Source organism: Bradyrhizobium sp. 14AA, assembly GCF_054185205.1.
Window position 1 is genome coordinate 1 of record NZ_JAVAYM010000043.1, and the last position, 16,720, is coordinate 16,720.

Genomic DNA, 16,720 nt, shown 5'->3' on the forward strand with positions numbered 1-16,720 from the left:
GTGGTGCGGCATGGCGCTGATCTCCATTCGTGTCCCGGAACGCTTGCAGACGTCCAGGATCGAGTAGAATCAACGCCATGCGCTCTGTCCAATAATTTTGAACCGGACAGCCGTGGGACAAGCCCGGGCATGACGAGTTTCGCTGAACCTCACCGCGCCTCTTCAAATCCTGCCAGCACCGAGGTCAGGTTCGCGCCCAGGATATCCGAGAGATAGCCGCCCTCCTGCACGAACACGGTCGGCAGGCCCATCTTCGCGATGGCCTGGCCGATGCGGCGGAAGCCCGGCGTGGTGACGGCGAGGCCCTTCAGCGGATCATGCTCGGAAGCATCGAGACCGAGTGCGATCACGAGCGCGCCGGGCGCAAAGGATTCGATCGCCTTGCGTGCGACGTCCATCGCCTGGATGTAACCGTCGTCGCCGGTGCCGATGGCGAGGGGGATGTTGAGGTTGGTGCCGAGGCCGGGTCCTTCGCCGCGCTCATGCGCGTAGCCCCAGACGAACGGGTAGTAGGCGGTCGGGTCGGCATGGATCGAGATCGTGTAGACGTCCGGCCGCGCATAGAAGATGCCTTGCGTGCCGTTGCCGTGATGGACGTCGACGTCGAGGATCACGACGCGCTCATGCTTCTGCCGCAGATGCGCCGCGGCAACCGCGCTGTTGTTGAGGAAGCAGAAGCCGCCGGCCATGTCGCGATAGGCGTGATGGCCGGGCGGACGGCAGAGCGCATAGGTCGCATCTTCGCCGTCCATCACCATCTGCGCGGCGGTGACCGCAACGTCGGTCGCGGCGCAGGCCGCAGCCCAGGTGCCTGGACCAATCGGCGCCGCGGTGTCGGCGGTGTGCCAGCCGAGCTTGCCGACGATGTGGGTCGGATAGGTCGCGGCATGGCGGACGGGATGAATGTTGCCGATCATCTCGGGACCGGAATCGCCGAGCGCCGTCCAGGCGTCCCAGGCTTCACTCAGGAACGTCAGGTATTCCGGGCTGTGAATGCGTGCACGCGGCCCCTGCCCGAACTTGGTCGGTTCGACCAATTGATGCTTGCCGTCCTTCAGCCCCCTGAGCAGGCGATCCGCGCGCTCGGGCTGCTCGGTGGTGCGCTTGACGACGCCACGCACCAGAAAGAATTGCGGATCGTGGCTGCGATGCAGTTCGGTATGGACGGCTTTCACTCAAACACTCCGTGGTCGCGTGCTCTGTTTTGACGCGTTTTCTTCACGCGAACCGGTATCCACTTCGCTCGAAAACGCTTTGAAGGTGCCACAGATGTCTTGATCGCTGCGGCCGCAGGAAGCAAGCAAGAAGAATGCCGTCCCTGCCGCACGGCCCTGCGCTGGCAGCAGAGCGCCTTTGAAGCGCTCAGCAGCGGCCGCGCTGAAGGCAGTGCTCGCGGCCCTGCTGGTCGGTGCGGAAGGACTCGACGAAGCCGCCCTGGCGCTGCGTGACGAAGACCGACTTGCCGTCGCTGCCGCCGAAGGCGAGGTTGGTCGGCTCCTTGGCCCTCAGCACGATCTCCCGCTCGACTGCGCCGTTCGGCTTCATCAGCACGATGGTGCCCTTGAGAATGCGCGCGACATAGAGACGGCCGGCAACGTCCGTGCGCAGGCCGTCGACGGTGTCGGGCTGAAACGCCTTGATCTGCTTGGCGCCGGTGAGCTCGTTGCCGTTGATCGCATAGGACCAGATCTGGCCGCTGCTGGATTCACCGACATAGAGCGTCTTGCCGTCCGGGCTGAGGTCGATGCCGTTGGTGGTGCCCATCGCGCGCGGCGCCGACATGACCTGGCCCTGCACCGTACCGTCGGCCCCCTTCGCAATGCGCCAGATGTGGCCTTCCCTGCCCTTCCAGTTCGGGTCGCTCGCGTAGATCGTGCCGTCGCGCGCGATCGTGATGTCGTTCGGCTGGCTCATCTCGTCGGAGTGGAACCAGACGACGGGCTCGGTCGCGCCCTTCGGGATCGCGAAGATGTTGTGCTTCTTGTAATCGGCGATGAACATGGTGCCGTCACGCGCGAAGCGGATGGCGTTGCCGATGCTGCCCTCAGGCAGTGCCGCGAACGGCTCCGACGCCGCGCCGCCCGCGGGCAGCTTGCCGATGGTGCCGGGCTTGCCGAGATTGACGACGAAGAGATTGCCGTCGAGATCGGCGGCGGGCCCCTCGATACCGAAGGTGTATTCGCCAGACGGCGTCACCTGCACGCTTTCGAACAATTTGGTCTCGGCGCAGGCGGGCGCCGTCGCCATGACGAGAAGGACGCTACTGCACAGGCACCAGAAATTCCTGCCGGATGTAATAGCCATCGCCGTCGCTGCACTCGCCGTTCAGAAAGGGATCGGCCGGCCGGAAGAATCGGCTGAAGCCGAGTTTGTCTACAGCGCTCCTTTGTGTCACGACAACGACCTTGGCGGCCGGTATTTCGCCGCATTCCTTGCTCGTTTTGCTGAAGAACTTGCGCTGCGGCGGGCCGGGCCTGATGCGCATCCGCGTGCCCGGGACCATTTTCGCGACCAGCAGGTCCGCGGTATCGAGCAGGCGCGTGTAGCCGGGCTCGGTCTTCGGCAGGCTTTCGCCGCCCGGCGGCATCAGCCGCTCGGCGCCGAGGCCGCGCAGCCGGGCGCGCAGCCTGCCGGATTCGGGATCATCAGGGTAAATCCAGCCGTCCTGAGACAGCATGAAGCGAAGCACCGCGCTGTCCTTCTCTGCCTCCGATTGCCCTGCCTGCAGGCCGAAATCGGAATGGCAGCCGACGCAATGCTTCTCGACCAGGCCCTTGCGCAGCGTGGTGAGGCGGATGCTGTTCTGAGCGTCCCTGGCGACGAAGGCTGCGAGCTGGTCGATCATCGCCTGGCTGCGCGTGTCGCAGGATAGCGGCTGCGGCGGATCGCCCGCAGCGCGATCGATGCGGATCACGGTCTGGTTCTTGTCCTCGACCAGCCAGATCGCGCCGTCCTCCGCGACCGTCATGCCGACCGGCGCGCCTTGCGGCCGCGCGCCGTTGACGCGGTGCCAGCCCGCAATCAGTTCCTCGAACGGCGCGGCGGCGACCTCGCCGGCATCGGTCTGGAAACTGCGCGTCGGATCGGCCGCGCAGCTGACGTGGTAACGCACCGGCGCCGGGCTCGGCTTGGGAAAGCCGTGGTCGTCGACGTCGTAGACGAGGACGCGGCTGCCGGTCGGGCGATAGCCGTGCAGGCCGACCAGTAGCTTGCCCTCCAGCTCCGGAAATCTGGCGCCGTGATAATAGAGCATCGCGAGCGGCGCACCGTGCGGCGGCATCAGCGAGAACGGCGCCTTGTAGAGCGCATTCGCCGTGCAGAGCGATTTGTAGACGCCGGATTGCAGCACGAGCCTGAATTCGGGACTCGGCGTCGACAGGTCGTAGCAATAGGGCCAGCCGTAATGCCTGCCCTGCTCGATCGCATTGATCTCCTCGTTCGGCTTGAAGATATCGGGCAGATCGCGGCCGTTCTCGCCCTGCAGGAAGGCGTAGCCGGCATCGGGGAAGTTCGGATGCAGCGCCAGCGCCATCGAGTTGCGCAGGCCGCGCGCGTAGACGGTGTGCGGCGGATCCGCATCGTTCGGCTTCAACGCCGGGAAGACGCCGCCTGTGGGCGGCATGAACAGCCAGATCGCGGCCATCGCGGAAGCCCCCTCGGCCGCTGCACAGGGCTTTGTGATCGGCGCCGGCGTGATGCAGTCGTCGCTGTGCGAGCCGACATTGACGAACAGCCGCCCGTTCCTGTCGAACACGAACTGCTTGAGCGGATGCGCGCTCTCGTCGAGCCTGGTGCCGCCAGGCAGCGTGATCCGGCGGCCAGGCATATGACGGATGATGGTCTCGACCGTGCTCCGTGGATTGTCGGCGAGCGGATCGAAGCGGAAGATCGTCTCGGCGCTCGAGGCATAGAGCTTCCTGTCCGGGCCGATCACCAGGCCGAATGGATATTCGACACCGGTCAAAAGCTCCTTGAACCGCTGCCCCTGGGGGGCGTGAGGATCGAGCAGCAGCAGCCGTCCATCGGTGTGGCCCCAGCCGCCCATGTCGACGACCACGAACAGGTCGCGGCCGGGCACCTGGACGATCGAGCGCGGAAATTTGAGATGATCCTCTTCGCTGGCGACCAGGCCAGCGCAGTATCCCGCCTTCATGTCGATCTGGATCCTGGGAAAGGCGAGGTCGCCGCTGCCGCAGGTCTCCGCGCCGATCGCATAGCCGCTCTTCCTCACCGGTTCGGAAGGCGCAGCCGAGCCGAGGCCAAGCAGCGCTCCGGCGACGATCGCGGCAAACAAGCGCAGGCTTCGGCATTCGAACGAGAATGTGAGGTAATTCACGGCTTCCCCCCGACTTTCGGTTCAAAGTTGTTCCATGTCGCAGGAACGCCGTCCAGTTGATGATCACCCCCCTGTGATAAAACCCGCAGGGGCCGTCGTGCCGACCAATATCCGTAGATTCCCTTACCGGGTTCGACCCGAATGTTTCGCAAATGCCTCGGGTGGTATCTCTTTGCCATCCCAATCGCTCTCTACCGGAGGCGCATATGGTCCAGGTCTATTTTCACTGCTCGAATACCGAGGGCACGCTGGTCGATCGTTACGGCGCCGCCGTCTCCAGTCTCACCGAGGCCCGCGACCGTGCCGCCCAGATCATGCGGTCGATGATCCTGACACCGAGCAACGAGGACTGGCGCGACTGGGTGATCCACGTCAGCGACGACGACGGCGAGGAAATTTTCGACCTCCCCTTCACTGCCATGCTCGGCAAGCCGCATTGAGGTGATGCCATGTTGCTCGCTTCACTGAGCCTCTTCCGCCAGCCTCTGAACTTCGTCGCCACCAAATGGCAGACGCTGATCAGGGTCGCGGGCGACCCGTACCGGCCCGAGTTGCACTACATGCGCGGGCCTGGCCCGAAATGGCACGCCAAGTATCAGGCCAGCCGGCTGAACCGCACGCTCTGAGCGCGGCTTCTTAGATTTCCCGAGAACGGTTTCTCCATCGTCATGCCCGGGCTTGTCCCGGGCATCCACGTTCTTGGCCACGACGAAGAACGTGGATAGCCGGGACAAGCCCGGCCATGACGGGTGGGATGAGCGTGCCCTACCTTACCTTCCCGTGAATTTCGCCTTGCGCTTCTCGACGAAGGCGTTGCGGCCTTCGACGGCGTCGGCACTCTTGCGGATCGTGGCCTGAAGCTCGATCTCGCGGCGGAACTGCGCCTCGTAGGTCGCGTGCTGACTCTCCTCGACCAGGGCGCGCGTTGCCACCAAAGCGCGGGTCGGACCATCGGCGAGACGGCGCGCCAGACCCAGCGCCTCGTCCATCAGCTTCGCGTCGTCGACGACCTGCCGCACCAGGCCGATCTCCTGGGCGCGCTCTGCCGTGAGCGGCTCGTTCAGGAGCATCAGCTCGAGCGCGCGCTGCCGGCCGATCAGCCGCGGCAACAGCCAGGTCGATCCGAGATCGGGCACCAGCGCGATGCGGCTGAACACCTGGATGAAGCTCGCCGACCGCGCCGCGACGATGATGTCACCGGCCATCGCCAGGCTGAAGCCTCCGCCGGCCGCCACGCCGTTGACGGCGACGACGACAGGCACGCGGCATTCGCGCAACGCCCTGAAGGCCGGCCAGTAGAATCGCATCACGCCCGCGGCGATGTCCTCGCCCAGCGCATCGGATGCCTTCAAATTCTGTCCCGAGCAAAAACCGCGGCCCGCGCCGGTCAGGATCAGCGCGCGGACGTCCTCGTCCTCAGTCATCTCGGCGACGGCGGCGGCGAGCGCGCCGAGCAGATCCGGCGTCATCGCGTTCAGGCTTGCCGGCTCGTCGAGCGTCAAAATCCCGACCGCGCCATCCCGCGCCTGTTTCACACCAGCCATGTCGCGTCTCCCCGTGGATGTTCTCGTTGGTCTCAATGTGCCATTGTCCGCGCGCTCCGCCAATTGCGAAGCTTCAAGGTCAGCGCAACGAAGCCAAGATAAAGACACAAGACGACATCATGCCTCACCAGTTCAGCCTCAACCAAACCGTCCACAAGCCCGCCGTCACGTCCAAGGGCGGCATCGTCGCTTCGCAATCGCGGCGGGCGGCTGAAGTCGGGGCAGAGGTGCTGGCGGCGGGCGGCGACTGCGTGGATGCGGTCGTCGCGACCACCTTCGCGCTCAACGTGCTGGAGCCCTGGAACAGCGGCATCGGCGGTGGCGGCGCAATGGTGCTCTACCGCGCCAAGGACAATCGCACCGAGGTGATCGACTACGGCATGTGTGCGCCGCAGAGCCTGCGCATCGCAGACTATCCGCTCAGCGGCGAAGGCGCGGCCTCCGATCTCTTCCCCTGGCCGCGGGTGAAGGACGACCGCAACATCCACGGCCCCGGCTCGATCGCCGTGCCCGGCGTCGTCGCCGGCATGGAGGAGGCGCATCGCCGCTACGCCAGGATGCCGTGGAAGGACTTGGTCGCCCCGGCCGTCGCCCTCGCTGGCGAAGGCCTGCTGGTCGATTGGTGGACCACGCTGACGATCGCGGGCTCGGCCGCCGACCTCAGGCGCTATCCCGCAAGCGCCGCAGCATTCCTGAAGGACGGACTGCCGCCGAGTGCGCCATGGGGAATCAAGGCCGAGACGCGGCTGCCGCAGGACACGCTCAAGGCGACGCTGTCGCATCTCGCCGCCGCGGGTCCGCGTGATTTCTACCAGGGCGATCTCGCCAGGAGCATCGCCTCCGACATCAAGGCCGACGGCGGCTCACTGTCGGTCGAGGACCTCACCGCGTTCCGCAGCCATTTGCGTGAACCACTGGCGATCCCCTATCGCGGCGGCAAGGTATTTGCGACGCCGGAGCTTACGGCCGGGCCGACCATGGCGCATGCGCTGCGCCTGTTGCAGGAGGGTCTGAAGCCGGCCAGCGCGCCGGACGCGGCCGCCTATGTCGAATATGCGCTCGCCTTGCAGGCGGCCTTCCGCGAGCGGCTCAAGGACATGGGCGATGCCGACGGCAAGCGCTCGCTCGGCGCCGAATATCTGGCGCCCGCCTGCACCACGCATTTTTCCGGGGTTGACCGCCATGGCAACATCGCCGCGGTGACGCAGACGCTGCTCTCGTCCTTCGGCTCGAAATATGTGACGCCGCACACCGGCATCGCCATGAACAACGGCATCATGTGGTTCGATCCGACGCCGGGCACCACCAACTCGCTCGCGCCCGGCAAGCGCTGTCTCTGCAACTATACGCCCGTCATCGCCGAGACCAGGGACGGCAAGCGCCTCGCAGTCGGCGCCTCCGGCGGCCGCCGCATCCTGCCGTCGGTGATGCAGCTCGTCTCCTTTGCGATGGATTACGGCATGGATTTGGATGCCGCGATTCATCAGCCACGGATCGATGCCAGCGAGGGCGCGGTCGTGATCGGTGACGCCCGCCTGCCGGCGAACGCGCGCGAGGCCCTGGCGGCGCGCTTCGATTATGAGGAGACGAAGATACAGGCCCTGCCGCAGAAATTCGCCTGCCCGAGCGTGGTGATGCGCGAGGGCGACACGAATTCGGGCGCGGTCGAGATCTTTCAACCGTGGGCCGAAGCGGTGGCCGAAGACTGAGTCCGTTTGACGGGAGAGGGTGCCAGCGGTGAACCGCGAGCACGTCGCAAGCGAGATGCGCCAGCATGCGTTGAGGCGATGCGCGGTTGCGCACCTCCGCGAGCGTCACGACTCCTCCACATTTGCAAGGAACTTACCCGCACGCCGTTCGTTCGTTGAACGGACAAGTGCGCCCGCCCCACTGGAGGACATGATGAAGAAACTTGCGCTCGCCGCCTCGCTGATCATTGCAGCCGGCCTCACGCTGACCAATCCTGCGCTGGCCAAGGGCGGGCATGGGCACGGACACGGAGGCGGTCATGGCCATGGGATGGGCCATCATCACCACGGCACGCCGCCCGGATGGTCGCATGGACGCAAGGTCGGCTGGCGCGGTCACGGGTGCCCGCCCGGACTGTGGAAGCAGGGCCGCTGCTGACGCGAGCAGCATTGTTGACGAGGCGTCGCCCGTAACGAGGCGGCGCCTTTTTTAGATGCCAAGACGATCGCGCACGCGGCCCGCGATCACGGCGGTGGTCACGCCCACCGGCCAGAATGCGTGCATTGGGATCGGCTTGATGCCCGTGACGGGCATGTCGATCTCGGTCCCGGCGTCGCCGATCAGCCGGCGGGCGAGCTGCGCGCCCATCGCGGTCGCGAGCGCGACGCCGCGGCCGTTACAGCCGAGCGAGATCAGGATGCTCTCCGCGGGCTCGTGCACATGCGGGTAATGATCCCCGGTGATGGCGAGCCGGCTGTTCCAGCCGTGCGTCCAGGCGACGCCCTTGAGCTGCGGCCACAGCCGCTCGGCATAACGCATGAGATAGGCGACGTCGTTGGGCGAGTTGATCCAGCGCATCGGGCCGCGACCGCCCATCAGGAGGCGGTTCTGCTGATCGATGCGGTAATAGACCGTGATGTGGCCGCTCTCGTAGAGCACGGGACGTGTCGGCATGATGGAGCGGGCGACCGCGTCGGAGAGCGGCGCGGTGGCGGCGATCGAGGAAAATACCGGCACGATGGTGCGGCGAAGCGCCGGCCAGAGATCATCAGTAAAACCGTTGGTGGCGAGCAGGACCTTGTCCGCATGCACGACCGCGCGCGGCGTCTCGATGCGCCAGCGCGAGCCGTCACGGCGCAGTGACAGAGCGGGCGTCTCGCCATGCACCTTTGCGCCCGCGGAGATCGCGGCGCGCGCCAGGCCGCGGGCATAGCTGAGCGGATGCAGATCGCCGCCGCGCGCATCGAGCATGGCGCCGATGTAGCGGTCGGTGCCGGTCATCTCGCGCAGCTGCTCACGGTTCAGGTACGTCACCGGCATGCCGCGGCGGATGCATTGCTGCGCCGTTTTCTCGATCGCGGCGGCGCTGGCTTCGTTATAGGCCGCGCGCAGCGTGCCGTTCTGCCGCGCCTCGCAGGGAATCTGGTAGCGGCGGATCAGCTCGTGCGTGAAGTTCGTGGTGCCGTAGGAGAATTCGATCATGCGGCGGCCGAGGTCCACGCCGAAATCCGCCTCGATCTGATCAGGGTCGTGCTTCAGGCCGGGATTGGTATGGCCGCCGTTGTTGCCCGATGCGCCCCAGCCCGGCTCCTGCGCCTCGAGCACCAGCGCCTCGACGCTCTGCTCGGCCAGATGCAACGCGGTGGACAGGCCGGTGTAGCCGCCGCCGATGATCGCGACGGAGACGGTCTTGTCACCATCGAGCGGCGGCGTGGCCACCGCCGCGACGGCGGTGTCGGCGTAGAGCGAGGGCGGCAGAGGCAGGCGCGTCATGGCGAAGTCCGGTCAGAGCGGATGCAGCACGCGGCGCAAGAAGTCCTGCGTCCGTGCGTGCTGCGGTTGATTGAGCACCGATTTCGCCAGCCCCTGCTCGACGATGACGCCGCCGTCGATGAACAACACACGGTCAGCGACATCGCGGGCAAAGCCCATCTCGTGGGTGACGACGACCATGGTCATGCCGTCGTCGGCGAGCTTGCGCATCACGCCGAGGACGTCGCCGACCAATTCGGGATCGAGCGCCGAAGTCGGCTCGTCGAACAGGATCGCCTTGGGTTGCATCGCGAGCGCCCGCGCGATCGCGACGCGCTGCTGCTGACCGCCGGAGAGCTGCGGCGGATGTGCGTCGGCCTTCTCGGCGAGTCCCACTTGCGCCAATAGCGCGCGGCCGCGCTCGAGCGCTGCGGCACGCGTTTCCTTCTTCACATAAAGCGGCCCTTCGACCACGTTCTCGAGCGCCGTCCGATGCGGGAACAGGTTGAAGCGCTGGAACACCATCGAGACCTGGGTGCGGATGTTCACGATCGACGGCGCATCGCGGTCGACCTTCAGTCCCTCGACGCTGATTTCGCCGCGGTCATAACTCTCCAGCCCGTTGATACAGCGCAGGATCGTGGACTTGCCGGAGCCTGACGGCCCGATGATGCAGACCACCTCGCCCTTCTCGACGCTCGCCGTGATGCCCTTGAGCACCTCGACCTTGCCAAAACTCTTGTGGACGTCGCTCAGCTCGATCATCGCTTGCCGGCCCGCTTCTCGAAATGACGGACCAGCAGGATCAGCGGAATGCTCATGGTGAGATACATCAGCGCCACCAGCGTGAACACGTTGGTGTTCTTGAAGGTCGAGGACGCGATCAGCTTGCCTTGCAATGCGAGCTCGGCGACCGTGATGGTCGAGGCCTGCGAGGAGTCCTTCAGCATCATGATCATGACGTTGCCGTAGGGCGGCAGCACGATCCGCACGGCCTGCGGCAGCACAACGCGGCGCATGGTCAGCCACCAGCCCATGCCGATCGACTGCGCCGCCTCGATCTGCCCCTTGTCGATGGCCTCGATGCCGGCGCGGAAATTCTCGGCCTGATAGGCCGAATAGGCAATGCCGAGCCCGAGGATCGCGGCCTGCAGGGCCGACAGCGTGACACCGAGATCGGGCATCACGAAATAGAGGTAGAACAACAACACGATGATCGGGATGCCGCGGATCACGTTGATCAGGCTGGCGCTGAGCATCGACAGCGCCTTGATGCCGGAGACCCGCATCATCGCCCAGATCAGGCCAAGCACCGTCGAGAGCAGCAGCGAGCCGATGGTGACGACGATCGTCAGCGCGACGCCGCTCATCAGGATCGGGAAGAACTCGGCGGCGTCGTGCCAGAAGCCTTTCATCGGGCAGCCTTCAACAATCGGACGCTATCGATCAACCTTGTGCCTTCTGACCCCACTTCTCGAGGATCTTGTCGATGGTGCCGTTGGCCTTCAGCTTCGCCAGCGACGCGTTGATCTTGCCGAGCAGCGCGCCCTCGCCCTTGCGCACGCCGATGCCGACCGAGCCGACGGTGACAGGCTTGTAGCTGTCGACCAGCCGCACATCAGCAAAGCCGCCCTGCTTCAGATTGTAGGCGAGGATAGGATAGTCGGCGAAGCCGGCCTTGAGACGGCCGGTGTTCACGTCGCGCATGATGTCGGGAATGGTGTCGTAGGCCTTGACGTCGGCGAACAGGCCGGACTTCTTCAGTGCATCGACGAAGGCGGTGCCGACCTGGGCGCCGACCGTCTCGCCCTTCAAGTCCTCTTGCGTGGCGTAGGCCTTGGTGTCGCTCTTCGGCACAACGAGGCCTTCGCCGTAGGTGTAGATCGGGTCCGAGAAGTCGACGACTTCCTTGCGCGGCGCGGTGATGAACATTGCGGCCGCAATGATGTCGATCTTGCTCGACGTCAGCGACGGGATCAGCGCCGAGAACGCCATCGGCTCGATCTGGACGTTGAGGCCGGCATCCTTGCCGATCTCGGTGACGAGATCGACCATGATGCCCTGGATCGTGTTGGTCTTGGTGTCAAGGAAGGTGAAGGGAATGCCCGTCGGCGTCGAGCCGACCTTCAGCACCTGCTGCGCCGAAGCCGGCACCACGGCGCTAAGAGCGAGCGCCGCGACCGCGGCCTGAACAAAACGCTTCATCGCATCCCCCTTTGGGTCTGGCCGATGGCGGCGCTCGCACATGTCGTGATCAGACGTTGCGGGCCAAGCCGTTTCGGCCTATTTTCACCAATATGAAAATTTGGTCACACTTTCGCGGGTGATGCAAGTGGTTTTCATGCACATGAAGGAAGCGGTTTGACGTGAGCGGTGGCAAAAGAATGCGCAGACCGGCCGCCGCAAAGCCGGTGAAGAAGGTGAAGGCCAGAAAGGCACCGGTCAAGGCTGCCACCAACCCGGCCGAGCCCGCGATGGACGTAGCGGTCGGTCGCCGCATCCGCGATCTCAGGCGCGTCAGGCAGTTCTCGCTGGAGACGGTCGCCGCGCGCACGGAGCTGTCGATCGGCTTCCTCAGCCAGATCGAGCGCGGCCTGTCGTCGCCGTCGCTGCGCGTGCTGGCGACACTTGCCGACGTGCTCGGCGTCGGCATCGCCGCGCTGTTCGGCGCGAGCCCGAGCGCCGACGGCGCGTCCGATCAGGTGGTCACGCGCGGGCTGCAGCGACCCGAACTGAAGCTCTGGCGCACCGGCGTCTCCAAGCAATTGCTGAGTCCGGCGAGCGCCGACAACAAGCTCAATCTGTTCCTGGTGCATCTGGAGCCCGGCGGCTCCACCGGCGACGAGCTCTACACCCATGACGGCGAAGAGGCCGGCCTCGTGCTCGAAGGCGAGATGATGCTGACGGTGGACAGCGAGACCTGGTCGCTGAAGACGGGCGACAGCTTTCGGTTTGCGAGCCGTCGGCCGCACCGGTTTTCAAATCCGGCTGAGGATGCGAAGGCCGTGGTGCTGTGGGTGAACTGCGTGACGGGGGCGGGGTAGCGCGCATCGCTTTGATGTGCTGAGATATCTTGACCGCGTCATTCTGAAAGAAGCTCGATGGACGACTTTATTGTTGCGGCCATCCACCAGCGATTAAAGACGAAACTCACCGATCTTGGCGGAGGTTCACGCGCGAGATTGACACGTAGCAACCCTGCTGATGTCGCATCCGACGAACAGCGGCTCGGTTTCTCGTTCCCGCCCCTCTTGAAACGAATTTACGCCGAGATCGGCAATGGTGGATTTGGGCCTGGGTACGGTCTAATCGGGTTCACCAATGGCGCGCCGGACGATACCGGCAAAACCGGCCCGGCCATTTATGAGCAGTTCCAGGGCGACTGTGCCGACGAGCCGAATTGGAAGTGGCCTTCGAGACTTCTGCCTGTCTGCCATTGGGGATGCGCGATCTTATCCTGCGTAGATTGTGCAGACGAAAATTTCCGGATTCGCATGTTCGACCCGAATGTCTATGACGGCTCCGATTGGAATGAAGCCTTCTTCGACGAAGCTCCTAGCTTTGCGCGATGGATGGGTGATTGGGCTTCGGGCACCGATCTTTGGAAGGCGATGTACGGTGACGAAGGACCCGTCACCAGGTTTCTCGCTGAACGCGCATCAATGCGCTGAAGCCAATTATCCGAACCGGTGATCGTACCGATCCACCGTCAGCTCACTCACGTCGATGTCCGGCTTCTTGCCCGACAGCATGTCCGCGAGCACGCGGCCCGAACCGCACGACATGGTCCAGCCGAGCGTGCCGTGGCCGGTGTTGAGGTGGAGGTTGGCGTATTTTGTCGGACCGATCACGGGCGGACCATCGGGCGTCATCGGACGCAGGCCGCTCCAGAACGTCGCCTTGGAGAGATCGCCGCCGCGCGGAAACAGATCGGTCAGCGAATGATCGAGCGTGGCACGCCGCGCGTCGTAGAGCTGGCTCGAATAGCCGGAGATCTCGGCGGTACCGCCGACGCGGATGCGATTGCCGAGGCGGGTGATCGCGACCTTGTAGCTCTCGTCCATCACGGTCGATTCCGGCGCGCCGGAAGCGTCCTTGATCGGCACCGTGATCGAATAGCCCTTCACCGGATAGACCGGCAGCGAAATGCCGAGCGGCGCGGCGAGCCGCGACGACCAGCTTCCGAGCGCGAGCACATAAGCGTCCGCCTGCAACATGCCGGCACTGGTGGCGACGCCGCTGACGCGCGCACCGTCGGTGAGGATGCGGTCGATGCCGGTGTTGAACATGAAGCGCACGCCGAGCGCCTCGGCGTGCTTGGCCAGCGCCTGCGTGAACATGTGGCAGTCGCCGGTCTCGTCTTGCGGCAGCCGAAGTCCACCGGCGAACTTTTCCTTCACGCCTGATAGCGCCGGCTCGACCGCGATGCAGCCTTCGCGGCTCAGAACCTCGAAGGGCACGCCATATTGCTTGAGCACGGCGATGTCTTCACCGGTGCCGTCGAGCTGGGACTGATAACGGAACAGCTGGAGCGTGCCCTGCGAGCGCTCGTCATACTGAATGCCGATGTCGCGGCGCAGATCGCGCAAGGCATCGCGGCTGTATTCCGCGATCGGGATCATACGGCTCTTGTTGACCGCGTAGCGCTCGCTGGTGCAGTTGCGCAGCATCTTGAGCAGCCAGACCCACATCACAGGATCGAGCTTCGGCCGGATCACCAGCGGGCCGTGCTTCATCAAGAGCCACTTGACCGCCTTCACCGGCACGCCGGGCCCGGCCCAGGGCGAGGAATAGCCGGGCGACACCTCGCCGGCATTGGCGAAAGAGGTCTCCAGTGCCGGTTCGGGCTGACGGTCAACGACCGTCACTTCGTGGCCGGCACGTGCGAGGTAGTAGGCAGAGGTGACACCGATGACACCGCTGCCGAGGATCAGAACTTTCACGCTTGGTCAAACTCCCGCGGCATCACGCTCGCCGCTGCAAGGAAACAACTCACAACGGCGAGAGCAATTATCAGGCCACCCGCTTGATGGCATCGCCCAGGATCGACACGATGTCGTCGATGTGGCTCTTCTCGACGATGAGCGGGGGCGACAGCGCAAAGGAGTCGCCGCTCATGCGGAAGTACAATCCGCGATTGAAGCAGTCGACCATCACGTCGTAGCCACGCGCACCGACCGTGCCGTCGCGCGGTGACAGCTCGACCGCGCCCATCAGGCCGCAATTGCGGATGTCGACGACGTTGGGCAGCCCCTTGAGCGAATGCAGCGCATCGCGCCAATATTCGGCGATCGATGCACCGCGCGTCAGCAGGCCCTCGTCCTTGTAGATGTCGAGCGTCGCGATGCCGGCGGCGCAGGCCGTCGGATGCGCCGAATAGGTGTAGCCGTGGAACAGCTCCATCTGGTTCTCGGGGCCGACCATCAGGCCGTCATGCACCTTGCGGCTCGCGAACACCGCGCCGCAAGGAATGGTGCCATTGGTGATACCCTTGGCGGTCGTCATCAGGTCCGGCGTGACGCCGAAGAAGTTGGCGGCGAACGGCGTGCCGAGGCGACCGAAGCCGGTGATGACTTCGTCGAAGATCAGGAGAATGCCGTGCTTGTCGCAGATCTCGCGCAGGCGCTGGAGATAGCCCTTCGGCGGCGGCAGCACCGCGGTCGAGCCCGGCACCGGCTCGACGATGACGGCGGCGATCGTCTCGGCGCCGTGCAAGGCCACCAGCCGCTCAAGATCATCGGCGAGCTCCGCGCCGTGCTCGGGCTGGTCCTTGGCGAAGGCGTTGCGGGTCAGATCATGGGTGTGGCGGATGTGGTCGACGCCCGGCAGCAGGGTGGCGAAGGCGCGGCGGTTGGCGACCATGCCGCCGACCGACGTCCCGCCGAAGCCGACGCCGTGATAGCCGCGCTCGCGGCCGATCAGGCGGGTGCGGCTCGCCTGGCCGTTGGCGCGATGATAGGCGAGCGCGATCTTCAGCGCGGTGTCGACCGACTCGGAGCCGGAGTTGGTGAAGAAGATGCGGTCGAGGCCCTTCGGCGCGATCTCGGCGAGGCGCTCGGCGAAGTCGAACGCCAGCGGATGGCCCATCTGGAACGACGGCGCGAAATCCAGCGTCATCAGCTGCCGCTCGACAGCAGCGGCGATCTGCTTGCGGCCGTGGCCGGCATTGACGCACCAGAGGCCGGCGGAGCCGTCGATCACCTTGCGGCCGTCGACCGTGGTGTAGTGCATGCCCTCGGCCGAGGAGAACAGCCGGGGCGCCTTCTTGAACTGCCGGTTGGCCGTGAACGGCATCCAGAACGAGTCGGTCTTGATAGTGTTCGGAATCTGATGAAGGGTCACGGCCACGCTCCTTTGCTGACCCTCTAGCAGAGCCACGGCTTCAAAAGCGCAACAAGTCCTTTTCTGGCGAGCTGCAAGCCATTGATTTCACTGGGGCTGCCGGTCCATATTTGCGCGATCCGCAACACCTGCAACACGGGACTTGGCCATGAGCGTCGACATCGGTGGACGGCTGCGATTCATCCGGGCACGCCACAAGCTGTCGCAGCGCGAGCTGGCCAAGCGCGCAGGCGTCACCAATTCGACGATCTCGCTGATCGAATCCAACCAGATGAACCCGTCGGTCGGCGCGCTCAAGCGCATCCTCGACGGCATCCCGATGGGGCTCGCCGAGTTCTTCGCGCTCGAACCGGAGTCGCGGCGCAAGATTTTCTACCGCGCGGAGGAGCTGACCGAGGTCGGCAAGAAGCCGATCTCGTATCGCCAGATCGGCGACAATCTGTTCGGCCGCAGCCTGCAGATCCTGAAAGAGCGCTACGAGCCCGGCAGCGACACCGGACGCGTGCACCTCGTCCATGACGGCGAGGAAGGCGGCATCGTGATTTCGGGCAAGCTCGAAGTTACCGTCGAGGACGAACGCCGCATCCTCAATCCGGGCGATGCCTATTATTTCGAGAGCCGCCGCCCGCACCGCTTCCGCTGCGTCGGCGGCAAGCCGTGCGAGGTGATCTCGGCCTGCACGCCGCCGACGTTCTGAAGCGCGATCAGCCGCCGTTATCTTACGGAGATTGAGCCATCTCAATATCCGCGCGGCAGACCGCTATATATTACGAACCGTAGCCGAGCAGCCTGGCTTAGAGGTGCTGAGGTTATGGCCCCGGACTCCTAGGTACTCCGGGGCCGCTTCGTAACAGGGCTCGCAGATGAAGATCACGCTCGCCAATGCAGAGGCTGCGCTCGACGAAGTCCAGCGCGATGCCGACAAGCTCCATTCGCGCGAACTGCGCAAGGCCATTGCCGCCTACATCGAGACGCAGCGAGAGGCGCTCAAGGCGCTCCGCAAGAAGCTGCATTAGCAGTACGCGGCGGAGCGAGAAGAGCTCGCCCCGCCTTTTGC

General features: G+C 65.0%; 18 protein-coding genes. 8 read left to right on the top strand and 10 right to left on the bottom strand.

Going from position 1 to position 16,720, the window contains the following annotated elements; translation table 11 throughout:
* Positions 1-149: 149 nt before the first annotated feature.
* The 3 genes from RAD15_RS40990 to RAD15_RS41000 all read right to left on the bottom strand — a co-directional run bounded on the left by RAD15_RS40990 (position 150) and on the right by RAD15_RS41000 (position 4,336).
* Entirely contained in the window at positions 150-1,175 is a 1,026-nt protein-coding gene (locus RAD15_RS40990) for a histone deacetylase family protein (RefSeq protein ID WP_458184384.1), read from the bottom strand.
* A 187-nt stretch (positions 1,176-1,362) separates the two neighbouring features.
* Positions 1,363-2,304 carry an SMP-30/gluconolactonase/LRE family protein gene (locus RAD15_RS40995; RefSeq protein WP_458184385.1) on the bottom strand — a complete coding sequence of 314 codons (942 nt, stop codon included), beginning with the start codon at positions 2,302-2,304 and terminating at the stop codon, positions 1,363-1,365.
* On the bottom strand, positions 2,261-4,336 hold the full coding sequence (locus tag RAD15_RS41000; protein WP_458184386.1) for a PQQ-dependent sugar dehydrogenase: 2,076 nt from the start codon (positions 4,334-4,336) through the stop codon (positions 2,261-2,263). The genes RAD15_RS40995 and RAD15_RS41000 overlap by 44 nt, the downstream gene beginning before the upstream one ends.
* A 206-nt stretch (positions 4,337-4,542) precedes the next feature.
* Here RAD15_RS41000 and RAD15_RS41005 point away from each other — a divergent pair, with 206 nt between their 5' ends.
* Entirely contained in the window at positions 4,543-4,776 is a 234-nt protein-coding gene (locus RAD15_RS41005) for a DUF6894 family protein (protein ID WP_458184387.1), read from the top strand.
* 9 nt (positions 4,777-4,785) lie between these two features.
* Entirely contained in the window at positions 4,786-4,962 is a 177-nt protein-coding gene (locus RAD15_RS41010) for a hypothetical protein (protein ID WP_458184388.1), read from the top strand.
* 144 nt (positions 4,963-5,106) lie between these two features.
* Here the strand turns inward: RAD15_RS41010 and RAD15_RS41015 are convergent, their stop codons facing one another.
* Positions 5,107-5,880 (bottom strand): enoyl-CoA hydratase-related protein, encoded by a 774-nt coding sequence (locus RAD15_RS41015; RefSeq protein WP_458184389.1) that lies wholly within the window; start codon positions 5,878-5,880, stop codon positions 5,107-5,109.
* 119 nt (positions 5,881-5,999) lie between these two features.
* Here RAD15_RS41015 and RAD15_RS41020 point away from each other — a divergent pair, with 119 nt between their 5' ends.
* Together RAD15_RS41020 and RAD15_RS41025 are read left to right on the top strand one after the other, a co-directional pair.
* Complete coding sequence (locus RAD15_RS41020) at positions 6,000-7,589, top strand: gamma-glutamyltransferase family protein (protein ID WP_458184390.1); 1,590 nt, start codon at positions 6,000-6,002, stop codon at positions 7,587-7,589.
* Between the two features lie 193 nt (positions 7,590-7,782).
* Positions 7,783-8,007, top strand: coding sequence for a hypothetical protein (locus tag RAD15_RS41025; protein WP_458184391.1), 225 nt, complete (start codon positions 7,783-7,785; stop codon positions 8,005-8,007).
* A 51-nt stretch (positions 8,008-8,058) separates the two neighbouring features.
* Here the strand turns inward: RAD15_RS41025 and RAD15_RS41030 are convergent, their stop codons facing one another.
* From RAD15_RS41030 to RAD15_RS41045, 4 genes are read right to left on the bottom strand one after another with little or no spacing between them, the layout of a single operon-like run.
* Positions 8,059-9,342, bottom strand: coding sequence for an NAD(P)/FAD-dependent oxidoreductase (locus RAD15_RS41030; protein WP_458184392.1), 1,284 nt, complete (start codon positions 9,340-9,342; stop codon positions 8,059-8,061).
* 12 nt (positions 9,343-9,354) lie between these two features.
* A complete protein-coding gene (locus RAD15_RS41035; protein WP_458184393.1) occupies positions 9,355-10,086 on the bottom strand; it encodes an amino acid ABC transporter ATP-binding protein in 732 nt (243 codons plus the stop codon).
* Positions 10,083-10,736 (bottom strand): amino acid ABC transporter permease, encoded by a 654-nt coding sequence (locus RAD15_RS41040; RefSeq protein ID WP_438744028.1) that lies wholly within the window; start codon positions 10,734-10,736, stop codon positions 10,083-10,085. Before RAD15_RS41040 ends, RAD15_RS41035 begins: the two co-directional genes overlap by 4 nt.
* Before the next feature lie 31 nt (positions 10,737-10,767).
* The gene (locus tag RAD15_RS41045; RefSeq protein WP_458184394.1) at positions 10,768-11,526 is read right to left on the bottom strand and encodes an ABC transporter substrate-binding protein; all 759 of its coding nucleotides are present in this window, start codon (positions 11,524-11,526) and stop codon (positions 10,768-10,770) included.
* Between the two features lie 179 nt (positions 11,527-11,705).
* Here RAD15_RS41045 and RAD15_RS41050 point away from each other — a divergent pair, with 179 nt between their 5' ends.
* Both RAD15_RS41050 and RAD15_RS41055 read left to right on the top strand, forming a co-directional pair.
* A complete protein-coding gene (locus RAD15_RS41050) occupies positions 11,706-12,365 on the top strand; it encodes a helix-turn-helix domain-containing protein (protein ID WP_458184395.1) in 660 nt (219 codons plus the stop codon).
* A gap of 57 nt (positions 12,366-12,422) precedes the next feature.
* Entirely contained in the window at positions 12,423-12,992 is a 570-nt protein-coding gene (locus RAD15_RS41055) for an SMI1/KNR4 family protein (RefSeq protein ID WP_458184396.1), read from the top strand.
* A 6-nt stretch (positions 12,993-12,998) separates the two neighbouring features.
* On the opposite strand, the gene RAD15_RS41060 is transcribed toward RAD15_RS41055, so the two are convergent.
* Together RAD15_RS41060 and RAD15_RS41065 are read right to left on the bottom strand one after the other, a co-directional pair.
* Complete coding sequence (locus RAD15_RS41060; RefSeq protein ID WP_458184397.1) at positions 12,999-14,264, bottom strand: D-amino acid dehydrogenase; 1,266 nt, start codon at positions 14,262-14,264, stop codon at positions 12,999-13,001.
* A gap of 70 nt (positions 14,265-14,334) precedes the next feature.
* Positions 14,335-15,663, bottom strand: coding sequence for an aminotransferase class III-fold pyridoxal phosphate-dependent enzyme (locus RAD15_RS41065; protein ID WP_458184398.1), 1,329 nt, complete (start codon positions 15,661-15,663; stop codon positions 14,335-14,337).
* 148 nt (positions 15,664-15,811) lie between these two features.
* Here RAD15_RS41065 and RAD15_RS41070 point away from each other — a divergent pair, with 148 nt between their 5' ends.
* Positions 15,812-16,360, top strand: coding sequence for a cupin domain-containing protein (locus tag RAD15_RS41070; RefSeq protein ID WP_008561958.1), 549 nt, complete (start codon positions 15,812-15,814; stop codon positions 16,358-16,360).
* Positions 16,361-16,526: 166 nt separating this feature from the next.
* Positions 16,527-16,679 (top strand): hypothetical protein, encoded by a 153-nt coding sequence (locus tag RAD15_RS41075; protein ID WP_458184399.1) that lies wholly within the window; start codon positions 16,527-16,529, stop codon positions 16,677-16,679.
* The last annotated feature ends 41 nt before the right edge of the window (positions 16,680-16,720 follow it).